The organism is Streptomyces sp. W16, from assembly GCF_033194735.1.
GTDB lineage: Bacteria > Actinomycetota > Actinomycetes > Streptomycetales > Streptomycetaceae > Streptomyces.
Genome location: NZ_JAWOAI010000038.1, coordinates 19,625 through 33,220, shown reverse-complemented (window position 1 = coordinate 33,220; position 13,596 = coordinate 19,625). Strand labels below are relative to the sequence as shown.

The 13,596-nt window shown below is 68.1% G+C and carries 15 protein-coding genes; 12 read left to right on the top strand and 3 right to left on the bottom strand.

Going from position 1 to position 13,596, the window contains the following annotated elements; genetic code table 11:
* On the top strand, window positions 1-170 hold a 170-nt coding region (locus tag R6V09_RS07880; RefSeq protein ID WP_317880622.1), incomplete at its 5' end, for a CorA family divalent cation transporter.
* 191 nt (window positions 171-361) lie between these two features.
* On the top strand, window positions 362-514 hold the full coding sequence (locus tag R6V09_RS07875) for a hypothetical protein (RefSeq protein ID WP_317880621.1): 153 nt from the start codon (window positions 362-364) through the stop codon (window positions 512-514).
* 125 nt (window positions 515-639) lie between these two features.
* Here the strand turns inward: R6V09_RS07875 and R6V09_RS07870 are convergent, their stop codons facing one another.
* Window positions 640-1,215 carry a CGNR zinc finger domain-containing protein gene (locus R6V09_RS07870; RefSeq protein WP_317880620.1) on the bottom strand — a complete coding sequence of 192 codons (576 nt, stop codon included), beginning with the start codon at window positions 1,213-1,215 and terminating at the stop codon, window positions 640-642.
* 837 nt (window positions 1,216-2,052) lie between these two features.
* Between R6V09_RS07870 and R6V09_RS07865 the strand changes: the two genes are divergently transcribed.
* The 8 genes from R6V09_RS07865 (at window position 2,053) to R6V09_RS07830 (ending at window position 10,203) form a co-directional block, all read left to right on the top strand.
* Window positions 2,053-3,015, top strand: coding sequence for a zinc-dependent alcohol dehydrogenase family protein (locus R6V09_RS07865; protein WP_317880619.1), 963 nt, complete (start codon window positions 2,053-2,055; stop codon window positions 3,013-3,015).
* A gap of 53 nt (window positions 3,016-3,068) precedes the next feature.
* The gene (locus R6V09_RS07860; protein ID WP_317880618.1) at window positions 3,069-3,920 is read left to right on the top strand and encodes an MBL fold metallo-hydrolase; all 852 of its coding nucleotides are present in this window, start codon (window positions 3,069-3,071) and stop codon (window positions 3,918-3,920) included.
* A 66-nt stretch (window positions 3,921-3,986) separates the two neighbouring features.
* Window positions 3,987-4,940 (top strand): D-2-hydroxyacid dehydrogenase family protein, encoded by a 954-nt coding sequence (locus R6V09_RS07855; RefSeq protein WP_317880617.1) that lies wholly within the window; start codon window positions 3,987-3,989, stop codon window positions 4,938-4,940.
* Window positions 4,941-4,949: 9 nt separating this feature from the next.
* Complete coding sequence (locus R6V09_RS07850; RefSeq protein WP_317880616.1) at window positions 4,950-5,831, top strand: alpha/beta fold hydrolase; 882 nt, start codon at window positions 4,950-4,952, stop codon at window positions 5,829-5,831.
* 163 nt (window positions 5,832-5,994) lie between these two features.
* Window positions 5,995-6,816 carry an alpha/beta fold hydrolase gene (locus R6V09_RS07845; protein WP_317880615.1) on the top strand — a complete coding sequence of 274 codons (822 nt, stop codon included), beginning with the start codon at window positions 5,995-5,997 and terminating at the stop codon, window positions 6,814-6,816.
* Window positions 6,817-6,833: 17 nt separating this feature from the next.
* Complete coding sequence (locus R6V09_RS07840) at window positions 6,834-7,562, top strand: SDR family NAD(P)-dependent oxidoreductase (protein ID WP_317880614.1); 729 nt, start codon at window positions 6,834-6,836, stop codon at window positions 7,560-7,562.
* A 112-nt stretch (window positions 7,563-7,674) separates the two neighbouring features.
* A complete protein-coding gene (locus tag R6V09_RS07835; protein WP_317880613.1) occupies window positions 7,675-8,436 on the top strand; it encodes an MBL fold metallo-hydrolase in 762 nt (253 codons plus the stop codon).
* 291 nt (window positions 8,437-8,727) lie between these two features.
* The gene (locus tag R6V09_RS07830) at window positions 8,728-10,203 is read left to right on the top strand and encodes an MFS transporter (RefSeq protein ID WP_317880612.1); all 1,476 of its coding nucleotides are present in this window, start codon (window positions 8,728-8,730) and stop codon (window positions 10,201-10,203) included.
* Window positions 10,204-10,384: 181 nt separating this feature from the next.
* Here R6V09_RS07830 and R6V09_RS07825 read toward each other — a convergent pair whose 3' ends face one another.
* Window positions 10,385-11,314: a helix-turn-helix transcriptional regulator gene (locus R6V09_RS07825; protein ID WP_317880611.1), complete on the bottom strand. Its 930-nt coding sequence runs from the start codon at window positions 11,312-11,314 to the stop codon at window positions 10,385-10,387.
* Between the two features lie 135 nt (window positions 11,315-11,449).
* On the opposite strand from R6V09_RS07825, the gene R6V09_RS07820 reads away from it, so the two are divergent.
* Complete coding sequence (locus tag R6V09_RS07820) at window positions 11,450-12,145, top strand: SDR family NAD(P)-dependent oxidoreductase (protein ID WP_317880610.1); 696 nt, start codon at window positions 11,450-11,452, stop codon at window positions 12,143-12,145.
* 62 nt (window positions 12,146-12,207) lie between these two features.
* On the opposite strand, the gene R6V09_RS07815 is transcribed toward R6V09_RS07820, so the two are convergent.
* Window positions 12,208-12,675: a MarR family winged helix-turn-helix transcriptional regulator gene (locus R6V09_RS07815; protein ID WP_317880609.1), complete on the bottom strand. Its 468-nt coding sequence runs from the start codon at window positions 12,673-12,675 to the stop codon at window positions 12,208-12,210.
* A 288-nt stretch (window positions 12,676-12,963) separates the two neighbouring features.
* On the opposite strand from R6V09_RS07815, the gene R6V09_RS07810 reads away from it, so the two are divergent.
* Window positions 12,964-13,536 (top strand): YceI family protein, encoded by a 573-nt coding sequence (locus R6V09_RS07810; protein WP_317880608.1) that lies wholly within the window; start codon window positions 12,964-12,966, stop codon window positions 13,534-13,536.
* Window positions 13,537-13,596: the final 60 nt, after the last annotated feature.

Below are 13,596 nucleotides of genomic sequence, written 5' to 3'. Positions count from 1 at the left end.
CTTGGGCGGCGATTCTGTTCGCGCCGACGTTGGTGGGGACGATCTACGGGATGAACTTCCGGCGCATGCCGGAGCTGCACTGGGTGCTCGGATATCCCTTCGCCATCGTCCTGATGGCGGTCGTATGCACCAGTTTGTACGTCATCTTCAAGCGGAAAGACTGGCTCTGAGTAATCGCCATCGGGGGCACTCCCGGGAGTGGCTGCGGCCCGGATCGCGGGCTCCGACGGTGCCCCCGAGGCCGCTGGGGAGAATCTGGGGAGAATGAGCCGCGCTCCGATGCGGGCGGTCTCCTGCGATCGCGAGCGTTGACCTGCGGACGCCTCGCCGCTGAAGCACAGGCTGGCCGAGCAGAGCGTCGATGGCCCCGCGCCCCTTGCCGTCCTTGCGCGACGCCTTCCACCGCTCGCCCTTCTCCCGCAGGGCGTTGCCGTACATCGTGGTGATGACGAGCGGGAACTTCTTCGTCTCCCGGTCGGGCTCCGGCCCCATCAACAGCTACATCAGGCCCTAGCAGCCCGCGACTATCGACCATCGACCACAAGGCGATTCCGATACCACCATGCGGGCCACGCCCTACCTGATCGCTTGACGGCTCGGCTCGCGCAGCGGGTGACATTCCCCGCGCCGGCTTTGCTTCTATGTGGCCTGGGCGCGTTGGCGGGCTCGGGCAGCGCGAAGGTTGACGAGGTTGCCGCAGACGGAGGTGTTGTGCCACACCCGGGACTGGTTCTTCGAGTTGTCGTAGAAGACCACCGAGCAGGGTGGATTCCGGCACGCTTTGAGGCGGGGCCACAGTTCGTGCTGCTGGGCGAGCAAGATGTCGCCGAGCAGGGTGCCGGCGACCAGGCGCCAGCCATCGCCTTCAGCTGAGAGGACGAGCCGCCCCTCCTCCAGGGTCATTCCCCAGTGGAGCTTCTCCAGGTGGCCTGCCAGGTCAGGCTGGAGCGGGGATCCCGATGGTGTTCGGGCGGCTTCGACTTGAGCTTGGAGGGCTTCGCGCAGCTCGTAGAGCGGGGGCAGGTCGTCCGTTGTCAAACGGGGGCGGGTGGGCCACTGGAGCGTGCGCAGCCAGCTGTTCGCCGAGGCGGGACTCGCCAAGAGGTCGGCCTCGGGAGGGCTGCCTGTGGAGCGGGTGTTGAGGAACGACTGCACACGCCGCAACGCCTCCGGCGCCGCGGCCGCCGCGTAACGCTCGGTGGCAAGATCGGACATGATCACCAATATACCTGAGCCGGCCATCGTGAAACAAGCGTAAGGCTTACACTTACGTTCTTTCCGTTGTCGAACCAGCCGGATTCTGAGGCACAACGCCGGCGGGACACCTGGCGCGTCGCGCGTGTTCGGCGCCCTTCCGGGCGCCTTTCGGCTTCGGCAAGAGGGACCGCTGCGCCCCGGCAAGGCACCGGACGATCGTTGACGTCCGGGCTGATGCCTGTCGCATGCAGTCGTAGCCGTCCGGTGGACGACCGCGACTCGACACGGTGGTGACTACCCATGTCCGGGTTGGCCGTCGCCCATCAGCTTCGGTCCTCACCAGGGCCGACACTCCGCCGACCTCCAGTCGAGATCCGGGCAAAGCCTTGCCGGCGAAGGTTGACGAAAGAAGCGTACATATTATGCCAACGTCACACCGGCCCCGTCCCGACGCGTGCCACGCATGGGGTGAGCAGCGAGGAGACAGGCGGGCCGGTCGAGCGAAAGCGCGGAATCGGCGGCATGGCGGAGGGGATCCGAGTCCAGACACAGGTCGGCGCGTCTCGCGAGTGCGGAGTCGCGGCGCACGGCGAAGACCTTGCCGCAGCCTCAACTTCCCCGGCCCGAAGGCCATCACGCATCACACCTCCGACTCGCCGCACGTCGACGTGGTCAATCAGGCCGCCCGGCCGCGTCCGGGCGCAGCCGGTCAGCGTGACGCCATCAGCAGCTGGACGCCTCCACTCTGCGACTCCGGCAGCACCGACTCGGGGATGCAGGGATACAGGGATGCGGACAGAAGCAAACTGTGTTTGACTATTTCACAGCACCTGCTGCCTCTCACCGGGAGTCCCTATGCGTGCCATCCAGATCACCCAGTTCGGAAAGCCCGAGGACGTCGTGCACGTCGTCGATCTCCCGGAGCCGAACACTCCCAGCGCCGGCGAGGTCAAGGTCGCGGTCGAGTTCTCGCCGCTGAACCTGCACGACCTGTTGGTCGTCAGTGGCGCGCTGGTACGGCCGCCGCTCCCGCTGATTCTCGGCAACGAGGGTGTCGGCCGGATCATCGAGGTGGGCCCCGGCATCGACACCCTCGCGGTGGGCGACCTGGTGGTTCTGCCACTGTTCGGCGGCGCTTGGCGCGAGCGACTCCTACTGCCCGCCGACGGGCTGTTCCGGCTGCCGGAAGGCAGCGTCGAGCAGTTCTCGATGCTGGGCAGCAATCCGCCCACGGCCGGTCTGATCCTGAGCGAGTACGCCGACCTGAAGCCCGGGGACTGGATCGTGCAGAACGCCGCGAACTCCGGCGTCGGACGTTCCCTGATCGCCCTGGCGAAGGCACGCGGGTTCCGGACGATCAACTTTGTCCGGGACGAGTCCGTGTTCGCCGAACTGACCGCGGCCGGCGCGGACATCGTCCGCCTCGACGGCGCAACGGCCGTCGATGAGGTTCGCAAGGAGATCGGCGACGGCCGAGTCGCGCTCGCCGTCGACTCGGTGGGCGGCGAGGCTCCCGCCCGCCTGCTCGACCTGCTGTCGGAGGGCGGTGCGCTCGTCACCTACGCCTCGGCGACCGGGCAGCCGATGTCCGTCAACGGACTGACCCTGATCGGCAAGCGCGCGACGGTACACGGATTCTTCGCCGGCCATTTCGACTACGCGACGAAGCTGCTGCCCGTCATCCGCGAGGCCGCGCCCCTGGTCGCGAGCGGAGCCCTGTTCGTTCCGCCCGCCGCCGTGTTCGACCTCGATGACATCCATACGGCCATCGAGCAGGTCGTGCGCGGCGGAAAGACCCTGCTCAAGGTGGCCCGCTAGCGACCCTGTGCGAGCCCGGCTCTGAGTCCGCATGTCATGAGAGAAGGACCGAAATGACCGAACCCGTTGCCTTGACCTACGAAGTCCTCGTCTCGGACGGCGTTCCCAGAAACATCGATCTTCGGCTGCCGAACGGCGACGGGATCGTGTCCTCGCCGATTTCATCCACCCTGATCACCGGGGAGCACGACGCGGTCCTGGTGGACCCGCCGCTGACTCGCACCCAGATCGCGCAGGTCGCCGAAGGCTTGGCGCGCTCAGGGAAGCGTCTGGCGTTCGTCTACGTCACCCACGGCCACCCCGACCACTGGTTCGGTACCGCGACGCTGTTGGAGCGGTTCGGCGACGCCGACAGCGTGGTGTACGCCACCGAGGGCACCATCCGGCAGATGCGCACCCAACTGGAGGGCAAGGACAAGGGGTTCGCGAAGTCCTTCCCCGGGGTCCCGGAGAACACCCCGGTCCTCGCCGTCCCCGTGCCGGCCGAAGGATTCCGGCTGGAGGGCCAAGTCCTTCGGGCCGTCGAGACCGGTCACACCGACACTGACGACTCCAGCGTCCTGCACGTGCCGTCGATCGGTCTCGTCGTCGCCGGGGACGTCGTCTACAACGGCGTGCACCTGATGATGCTCGAAGGCGGTGGCGGCGGCCTTCAGGCGTGGCTGGACGGCATCGACCGGCTCGCCGCACTCGACCCGCTCCACGTGGTCGCCGGCCACAAGAACGCGGACCTGCCCGACGATCCGAAGATCCTGGACGAGACCCGGCAGTACCTGCGTGACGCGATCCGGCTCCTGGCCGGCAGGCCGAAGCCGCTGGAGTTCTTCGAGGAGATGTCGAAGCTCCACGGTGACCGGCTCAACCCGGGACCCCTCTGGTACAGCGCTCTGGGTCTGCTCGCCTGAGCCACGCCGGGTCGCCACCACGCGGAGACAGGCGCTTCGCCTCGACGAAATACGGAGGTTGCCCACATGGCCACCCACATGAAGATCGCGATCCTCGACGACTATCAGAACGTCGCGACAAACCTGGCCGACTGGGGGTCGCTCGCTGCCGAGGTGGTCGTATTCACCAAGCCGTTCGCCGATGCCGACGAGGTGGTCCGCAGCCTCGCCGGGTTCGACGTGCTCGTGGCCATGCGGGAGCGCACACGATTCCCGGCCGAGGTCCTGGAGCGGCTGACCGACCTTCGACTCCTGGTCAGCACCGGCCCGGCCAATGCCGCCATCGACCTTGCGGCCGCACACAGACTCGGCATCACGGTGTGCGGTACCCGCTACGAGTCCCACGCCACCATCGAGCACACCTGGGCGCTGATCCTCGGTGCCACGAGAAACCTGGTCGCCGAGGCGGAGTCGATGCGCGCCGGCGGCTGGCAGGTATCGCTCGGCGAGGGGCTGCACGGCAGGACTCTCGGCGTTCTGGGCCTGGGCCGCGTCGGCTCCGGAGTGGCGCGAGTTGCGCAGGCGTTCGGAATGGACACCATCGCCTGGAGTCAGAACCTGACCCCCGAAGCCGCCGCCGGGCACGGCGTGCGGGCGGTGACGAAGGAGCAACTCTTCACCGAAAGCGATGTGCTCTCGATCCACGTACTGCTCAGCAAGCGAACACGCGGGCTGGTCGGCGCGGCGGAACTACGGTCGATGAAACCCTCGGCCGTCCTGGTCAACACCTCACGCGGACCGGTCGTCGACGAGGTCGCCCTGATCGACGTCCTGCGCCAGGGCGCGATCCGAGCAGCGGCGCTCGACGTGTACGACACCGAGCCACTACCCGCGGACCACCAGTTGCGGGCGCTGCCGAACGCGCTGCTCACGGGGCACATCGGCTACGTGAACCGCGACTTGTACGAGATTTTCTATCAGGACTCCGTCGAGGACATCGCCGCGTTCCAGGCGGGTTCTCCCGTACGGCTGATGAAGTAGGAGTTCAAGATGACGACCCGACCGACCTACACAGCACCTCTCTCCCATGTGACGGCTCCGACGCGGTTCGTGACGGCGAACGGGATTCGGTACGCCTACCGGCGCTTCGGCGCCGAGACCGGCACGCCGCTGGTGTTCCTGCAGCATTTCCGTGGCGGCATGGATCACTGGGATCCGGCGGTGACAGACGGACTGGCCGCGAACCGTCCGGTCATTCTGTTCAACAACACAGGCGTCGCAAGCTCCGGCGGCCAGACCCCGGACACCGTGGAAGCGCAGGCCGATGACGCGGCCACGTTCATCCACGCGCTGGGCCTGACCCGCGTCGACATCCTCGGCTTCTCCATCGGCGGCTATGTGGCGCAGGCCCTCACACTCCGTCACCGCGACCTGGTCCGCAGGCTAGTTCTCGCCGGCACCAAGCCCCGAGCCGGCGATGACACGGACCGGCACCCCGACGCGACCGATGTCGCCACCCGGCACGAAGTACTGGCTCTCGAAGACTTCCGGCTCCTCTTCTTCGAGCCCACACCGACCAGTCAGGCCGCCGGTGAGAGGTTCTGGGAGCGTCGCCACCAGCGCACCGCCGACGTGGACCCGCCGACGTCGAAGCAGACCATGCAGGCCCAGACAGCCGCGATCGTCGACTGGAAGCTCCCGCACGGCGAGCCTTTCGCCGAGCTTCGGACGATCACTCAACCGACCCTGGTGGTCAACGGCCGACGCGATGTCATGGTCCCCACCATCAACTCCTACCACCTGGCCCAGCACATCCCCGGCGCCCAGCTCATCGTCTACCCCGACGCCGGTCACGCCTCGCTGTTCCAATACCCGGAACTGTTCGTCGCCGATGCGGGGCGCTTCCTGGACCGGCCGGTCGCCTTTTCCTGAGCGTGCTCAGCACGCCTTGTCCAGATCCCAGACACCTGACAGCACCTTTGACACAGGTGCAAGCAGCACGACCATGCCGAGGACGCAGCCCAGCGCGCGTCCGCACACTCCCGTTGGCGCCGCGCCCGGGGTCAGCATCCACTTCTTCAGGCAAGGAACCCTCATGGCCACCTCAGCAAAGATCCCGAACAGCGACATCGCGTTTCGCCGCGACGGCGTGGGCGACATCGCCGTTGTGTTCATGCACGGCTGGATCGACGACCTGCACGTCTGGGGCCCCGTCATCGCGGAACTGTCAGGCTCCGGGTTCGAGACCGTGCAGTTGGACCTGGCCGGCTTCGGAAACCGCACGCAGGCAGACGGGCCGTTCACGTTCGACCGGTTCGCCGCCGATCTGCTGGCCGTCGTCGACGCGGTGGACAAGCCGTTCGTACTCGTCGGTCACAGCATGGCGGCACCCATCGTCGAACTTGCCGCCGAGGCGCGCAGCGAGCGCGCGTTGGGCCTGGTACTTCTGGCACCCATTCCGATGGCCGGAGCGGGGTTGCCCGACGAGATCATCGAGAGCTTCCACTCGTTGGCCGGAGCGGACGCATCGGTGATTCAGGCCGTACGCCAGCAAGCGGGGCCGTCGGCTCCCGAAGCCGAGTTGGCGCGAATCGCCACGGTAGCCGCGAAGGTGCGCCCCGAGGTCGTACTGGCCACAGCCGACCTGTGGAACAACGGTCACGCCGTCCAGCGGCCCAGTGGGTTCTCCAAGCAGGTGCTGATCCTGTCGGGAAGCGACGACCCGATCGTCACCTCTGAGGTCGTCGCTTCCCAGGTCGTGACGCGGTTCGAGTCGGCGAAGACGACCACGACCGAGATCGAGAAGTGCAGTCACTGGCCGCACATCGAGCAGCCCTCCCTCGTGGCCGCGCAGATCAGCCGTTTCCTGGCCGGCAGCCTGGCGACCGAGGCGGTCCGTGCGGACGCAAAGCACTGAGATCGAGGTCAATACGCATGGGCAAGTTGCAGGGCAAAGTGGCGGTCATCACCGGAGGCACGGCCGGGATCGGGCTCGCCACGGCAAAACTCTTCGTCGCGGAAGGTGCGCATGTCTTCATCACGGGGCGAAACCGGAAGCAACTCGACGACGCCGTAATGGAGATCGGTCACAACACTTCCGGTGTCCAAGGAGACGTTACCGACCTGACCGATCTCGATCGGCTCTACGAGGCTGTCGCGGCACACGGGCCGATCGATATCGTCTTCGCCAACGCCGGCGTGGCCGAAATGGCTCCACTTGAAGCTGTGTCGGAAGAGCATTTCGACAGGATCTTCAATGCCAACGTGAAGGGTGTGCTCTTCACGGTACAGAAGGCGCTGCCACTGATGAACCCCGGTGGTTCCATCATCCTCACAGGCTCCGTCGCGAGCGCCAAAGGAACCCCCGCGTTCGCGGTCTATGGCGCGAGTAAGGCCGCCATCAGAAACTTCGTACGCGGATGGACCGTTGAGCTCGCGGACCGTCGTATCCGTGCCAACGTTCTCAGCCCCGGCCCGATCACCACTTCCATGGTGGCCGGGCAGCCCCAGGACGCCATCGAGAGGATCATCTCCACTATTCCGATGGGCCGCATGGGTGCGCCCGACGAAGTCGCCAAAGCGGCACTGTTCTTGGCCTCGGACGACTCAAGCTTCGTCACGGGTATCGAACTGTTCGTCGACGGCGGCAGGGCGCAGATCTGACATCACGACCGCATTTCCACCCGCAGCGGCATCAATAGATGGCCTCGGACCGCAGAACGCGGACGGAGCCGACCAAGACAAATCCAGGCCGATTCGACCCATGGGAATCATCGTGGAGCAGACACCCCTCATCCCACCCGCCGTACATCGCCTCGGCGACGACATGGTCAACTTCTATCTCGTTGAGGAGCCGGAGGGTCTGGTCCTGGTCGACGGTGGACTGCCCACCCATTGGGGTGAGCTCTGCGATCATCTCGCAGACATCGGTGCCGTTCCGGGCGACATCAAGGCTGTCCTGCTCACCCATGCCCACCCTGACCACTTGGGTCTGGCGGCCCGAGTCCGCCGTGAAGCGGGCGCTGCGGTGTGGATTCACAGTGCCGAAGCCGCCACCCTTGCCGCGGCCAACCCCGCGCGAGCGGGGGCGAGCACAGAACGGTCGATGGCTCGCTACCTGATGCGGCGACCCGCGAGCATGGGGCTTGTGGTCCACCTTGCCCGGAGCGGAGCTTTTCGTCCCGCTCCTGTCAGTGATCCGGAGGTTTTCGAATCCCCCGCCACGCTCACGCGCGTGCCGGGAACGCCCGAGGCCGTACCGATTCCCGGGCACACGCCGGGAAGTACCGCCTACGTCTTCCGGCACCACGGGGTGATCTTCACCGGCGACGCGCTTGTCTCGTACGACGGCCTGACCGGGCACAGGGGACCTCGCCTCGTATGCCGCGGCTTCACACACGACGGCGCGTCGGCCCTTGCCTCGCTGGACACCCTGGCGGGGATCGGAAGCGACTTGACGGTCCTGCCGGGCCACGGCGATCCGATGGCTGAGCTGTCTCCAGCCGTTGAGGAAGCGCGTCGCGTCGGCATCTCGTAGACGCGTCTTGTCTATTCAAGTGGCCTCATGCCCCAGGCCTGGCTCGTCCTCCAACCCCCGTAGCCTCAGCCATGAAAGATCTCCGGAGCAGGCTGCGGTAGTAGGGCATCGGCGGCACCTGGGAGCGTGCGTTGACGGCGCTGCGCGCGCAGGCGGGGAGGCGGCAATGCGCCACGTGGCCCCGGCCTGTCGGCCCTGCCGATCCGACGCTTCCGCTCCGCGCCGGTCACTGTGACTCCTAGCATGAAGCGTTGCTGGCTGCCCGCGAGGAGGGTGCCGACCATGGGGGCCATGACCTCGTCCCCCCGGCCTACAACCGCCGCCCGAAACGCTGACGATTCCGCCCAGCCGCCCGTCGCCCTGACCAGCGCCGGCCTCGCCGTGCTGATCACCGCGGTCTTCCTGCCCCAGGTCGACTTCTTCATCGTCAACGTCGCGCTTCCCACGATCCAGTCGTCGCTGGGGGCGAGTGCCGGCGCGCTCGAACTCGTCGTCGCCGGCTACGGGACGGCCTATGCCGCGACACTGGTTCTCGGCGGGCGGCTGGGCGACATGATCGGCCGCCGGCGGATGCTGCTGACAGGGATGTCCGGCTTCGTGCTCACCTCGCTGGTCTGCGGGACGGCTCCCGGGATCGGCGTCCTGCTCACGGCGCGGATCCTGCAGGGTGCCGCGGCGGGCCTGGTCGTCCCCCAGGTGATCGCGACGGTCCACGCGACGCTGAGCGGGGAACGGCGGCACCGGGCCCTGGGGCTGTACAGCTCGGCCGCGGGCGCGGCGATCGTGGTCGGCCAGCTCGTCGGTGGCCTGCTGGTGACCGCCGACATCGCGGGCACCGGATGGCGGCCGATCTTCCTGGTCAACGTGCCGATCGGTGCGGTGGCCCTGATCGCGGCCGGGCGCCTCGTCCCCGAGTCCCGCTCACCGCACCCGCTCGGGCTCGACCTGGTGGGGACGCTCCTGTTCGCCGGGACCCTGGTGGCCCTGCTGGTGCCGCTCGCGGAGGGACCGACGATCGGTTGGCCCCTGTGGAGCCGGGGCGCGCTGGCGTTGGTGCCGGTGCTCGCGGCGGCGACGGTCGTCGTCGAACGCCGTGCCGAGGCGGCCGGGCGGGTTCCGCTGCTGCCCCCGTCGCTGCTGCGGCTGCCGTCGATGAGGCGCGGCTTCGCGCTGCACCTCCCGTTCATGCTCACCTACGGCGCCTTCATGTTCGCGTTCGCCCTCACCGTCCAGACGGGCCTGCACAGCGGGGTGCTCGGCGGGGGTCTGGCGGTCCTCCCGCTGGCGGTCGCCTACTTCGTCGCGTCCCTCGCCGCGCCGCGCGCCATCGCCCGGTTCGACGCCCGCCGCGTCGTCGCCGTCGCCGCGGTGGCCGTCGCCCTCGGCCTCCTGGTGCTCGTCCTGGTCACCGTGACGACGTGGCCGCACACCGACTACTGGGCGTTCGCACCGGGACTCGTACTGGCGGGGGCCGGCCAGGCGCTCGTCTTCGCCTGCCTCTTCCGACTGATCCTGCTCGACGTCCCCGAGCACCTGGTGGGGGTGGGGGGCGGTGTGGTCACCACGGTGCAACAGTCCGGCCTGGCGCTCGGGGTGGCGACGCTGGGCACGTTGTTCGTCGGGCTGGAGAAGACCGGCGTCGGCACCGCCTTCGTGGTGTCGCTCGCGGTCCAGGCCGCGATCATGCTCGCGATCGCGGCCGGAGCGCACACCCTGCCCCACCTGCATGCGCGACCGGGCAAGACCGAGGTCGCAGTCGACGTGTGACCACCCACAGACCGCAGGAGTGGCGTGGTCCACAACGGTTTGATCCCCCGCCGCAGCTGATCGTCGCGCACGCGCCACTGACCAGGGGCCAACGGCGAGACGGTGGCCGATGCCTTACTGGCCGGTCTGCCGCGCCACACGGACCGACCCGACGACCGGGCCTGCTGCGCTCGGGTCGGGCTCAGCCGGCGTCGGCGACCAGCCTGGTCAGCCGCTCGACGGTGTGGGGGTCTGCGGGGAGCAGCACCTGCAGCCGGGTCGTCGAGCCGGGCGCGACCCAGGTGTTGGAGACGGTGAAGGTCATCCGGCCGACCGCCGGGTTGTCGATCTGGCGCGGCACCCCGGCGTCGACACCGCGGACGGAGTGCCGGTCCCACAGTTCGGCGAACTCCGACGACTCCGCGCGCAGCCGCGAGACCAGCGCCTTCCACCGGCCGTCGTCGACGTGCTCGGCCATGGCGACGCGCAGGTTCGCGACCTGGCGAGCCGCGGCCTGCTCCCAGTCGACGACACGCTCGCGCCAGCGGGGCTCGGTGAAGGTGAGCCAGACGCAGTTGCGCTGTGCGATCGGCACCTCGTCGAGGTCGGTGATCAGCAGGCGCATCGCGCTGTTGTAGGCGAGCAGGTCGAACTTGCCGTTCTGTACGCAGGCGGGGTAGGGGTCGAGCTTGTCCAGCACGGCGTGCAACTCGGCGCTCACGGCGTTGCACTCCACGACGACTGCGTCGTCCGCGGCACCGGCGAGCCGGTAGAGGTGATGGCGCTCGTCGTGGTCCAGACGCAGCGTGCGGGCGAGCGCGTTGAGCACCTGTGGCGAGGGGCGTACGTCGCGGGCCTGCTCCAGGGCCGTGTACCAGGTGACGCTCATCCCGGCGTGCTGAGCGACCTCCTCCCTGCGCAGACCAGGGGTGCGCCGCCGAGTGACCGCCACGAGACCGAGCTCGCTCGGCGACATGCGCTCGCGTCGGTTACGCAGGAAGACGGCCAGCTCCCGGCGCCGGACAGACGCGGTGTCGGAGTTGCCGCGGCTTGCGAGTCCGACGGCATTGCCGCCGGACTCGGGGGACGGATCGGCCGGCTCCTCGGGCCGCGGCACGGTGTACACAACCATCAGGATCCTCCAGAGGCCGGCCAGCCCCCACTCAGTCGTGAAACTAGTATCAGCAGTGACTTGATACCAGTCTTGAGGACGGAAACGATACGGGCATCGGCCTTGTGCACCCTGCTCTGAAGGAGCCCTCCTATCGTGTCCGCCGCTACGTCCTCCTCACCGCATCCCGCTGACGCACGCCACCTGCTCGTGATCGGTGCCGGCCCCGGCATCGGCGCCGCCACCGCCCGTCGCTTCGCCCGCGACGGCTACCGGGTGACCCTGGCCGCCCGGCACCGGGACAAGCTTGAGGAGCTCGCCGCCGACCTGGGCCCAACCGGGGCCGAGGTGGCCGTCGTGCGCGTCGACGCGGCCGACCCCGAGCAGCTGCGCGAGGCGTTGAGCTCGCTCTACGCGGCCCCGAACCCGCCCGGCGTGGTGCTGTACAACGTTGCCCAACTGACGCCCGACGACCTCCTGTCGGCCGCGCCCGAGAACCTGCTGGGGGCCCACACCGTCAACGTCGTCGGCGGGGTGGTGGCCGCCCAGGTCGCGGTGCCGGCCATGCGAGCCGCCGGTGGCGGCACGTTGCTGTTCACCGGTGGCGGTCTGGCCGACCAGCCGCACCCGGGCCTCGCCACGTTGTCCCTGGGCAAGCTGGGGCTGCGCGGGGTCGCGAACCTGCTGGGCACCCAGCTCGCCGACGACGGCATCCGGGTCCTCACCCTCACCGTCAACGGGGCGGTCGAGCCGGGCACCCCGTACGACCCCGACCACATCGCCGAGCGGTACCGGCGGGCGATCAACGACGCCAAGCCGGGTTTCACCGATGAGCACTTCAACGGGGCCTGAGCCGACTCCATCCGGACCGGAGGGGCAGCAGGCGTCGGACAGCCTGCTGCCCGCTTCTGCCGCTAGCCGAGCGCCTTGGCAATGGCGTGCATCGCTTCCGCGAAATCGGGCAGGGTGGAGCGCGGGACATGATCGAGGACGCGCTCCCGCACGCTACGCAGGTGCACCGGGTAGGCCCGCTGCAATCGCTCCAACCCCTTCGCCGTGAGGATGACCTCGACACCCCGCGCGTCATCCACGGAACGTCTCTTGACCACCAGGCCATCGGCAGCGAGGGCGTCGACCAGACGCGTCGTCCTGCTGCCCGACAGGTAGACACGACTGGCGAGTTCAGCGACCCGCAGTACTTGATCGGGCGCTTCGGACAGGTGCGTCAAGGCACTGTAGGTACTGAGCGAGATGTTCGCGCCGCGCTGCAGGTCGTCGTCGAGGTACCGCGGCGCCAGCACGAAGAAGCGGGCGAGATCTCGCCATGCCGGCTCCTCCACAGCGTCCAGTGGCTGAAGGTTCATGGGTGGGCCATCCGTCATGGCTTCAGCGTACTTGCGGTTGCAGGCAGCTATTGAGTCGCGGACGCCTCCCCCTGCTTCGGACCGCGTCACCTTCACTTCAGGTCACCCCAGTCGCGAGCGCTGCCAACTCCCACTCGCAAACACCATCCGACCGCGTTGTCCGGCCAGTTCGCGGACATGACCGACCAGCCGGCACTCCCCCACTCGCCACCCTGTGCGACAGCGCATCACACGGCGTTACTTGCCTGCGCAGGCAGCGATTGCTAGATTGGCCATCGCCGCAGACGGAACCAAGAGCCGTCCCATTTGCTCGCGGCAGCCCTGACACACCATCCAACGAAGGACCTCGATGCCATGTCCACCTCCGCAACCGCCCTCCCGGCGCCGCCGACCGGGCGTTACATCATCGACGGCTCGACATCGACCGTCACGTTCATCACCAAGCACATGTTCGGCCTGGGCAAGGTTCGCGGCAGCTTCGCCGTGACGCGCGGCGTGATCATCGTTCCCGACCAGGTAGACGATTCCACCGTGGACGCCGAGATCTCCGCTTCGAGCTTCTCGACCCGGAACTTCATCAGGGACCCCCAGGTGAGGTCGTCCCTGTTCCTCCATGCGCGCCGCCACCCCACCATCTCCTTCCGGACCAACGGCATTCAGCGCCGGACGGACAGCTGCACGGTGTCGGGAACCCTCACAGTGAAGGGGAAGTCGGCGCTCATCGATCTCACCGTGACGGACATCGACATCACAGGCGCCTCGGCAGTGTTCACCGCCCACGGGACGATCGACCGCTACGCGCTCGGAATCACCAAGATGCGCGGCATGGCGGCCCGCAACCTGTCCGTCGAGATCAGCGCCCGCGCCCACAAGGCATGAACAGCCCGGACCGAGCGGTCACCGTTCCGCGGTCCGGCCTTGAACCACTCCGCACGACGT

What these genes read in the sequence shown, in the direction of transcription:
- R6V09_RS07875 (WP_317880621.1), top strand. Translation starts at nt 362, where the DNA reads ATGGCCCCGCGCCCCTTGCCGTCCTTGCGCGACGCCTTCCACCGCTCG.
- R6V09_RS07870 (WP_317880620.1), bottom strand. Translation starts at nt 1,215, where the DNA reads ATGTCCGATCTTGCCACCGAGCGTTACGCGGCGGCCGCGGCGCCGGAG.
- R6V09_RS07865 (WP_317880619.1), top strand. Translation starts at nt 2,053, where the DNA reads ATGCGTGCCATCCAGATCACCCAGTTCGGAAAGCCCGAGGACGTCGTG.
- R6V09_RS07860 (WP_317880618.1), top strand. Translation starts at nt 3,069, where the DNA reads ATGACCGAACCCGTTGCCTTGACCTACGAAGTCCTCGTCTCGGACGGC.
- R6V09_RS07855 (WP_317880617.1), top strand. Translation starts at nt 3,987, where the DNA reads ATGGCCACCCACATGAAGATCGCGATCCTCGACGACTATCAGAACGTC.
- R6V09_RS07850 (WP_317880616.1), top strand. Translation starts at nt 4,950, where the DNA reads ATGACGACCCGACCGACCTACACAGCACCTCTCTCCCATGTGACGGCT.
- R6V09_RS07845 (WP_317880615.1), top strand. Translation starts at nt 5,995, where the DNA reads ATGGCCACCTCAGCAAAGATCCCGAACAGCGACATCGCGTTTCGCCGC.
- R6V09_RS07840 (WP_317880614.1), top strand. Translation starts at nt 6,834, where the DNA reads ATGGGCAAGTTGCAGGGCAAAGTGGCGGTCATCACCGGAGGCACGGCC.
- R6V09_RS07830 (WP_317880612.1), top strand. Translation starts at nt 8,728, where the DNA reads ATGACCTCGTCCCCCCGGCCTACAACCGCCGCCCGAAACGCTGACGAT.
- R6V09_RS07825 (WP_317880611.1), bottom strand. Translation starts at nt 11,314, where the DNA reads ATGGTTGTGTACACCGTGCCGCGGCCCGAGGAGCCGGCCGATCCGTCC.
- R6V09_RS07815 (WP_317880609.1), bottom strand. Translation starts at nt 12,675, where the DNA reads ATGACGGATGGCCCACCCATGAACCTTCAGCCACTGGACGCTGTGGAG.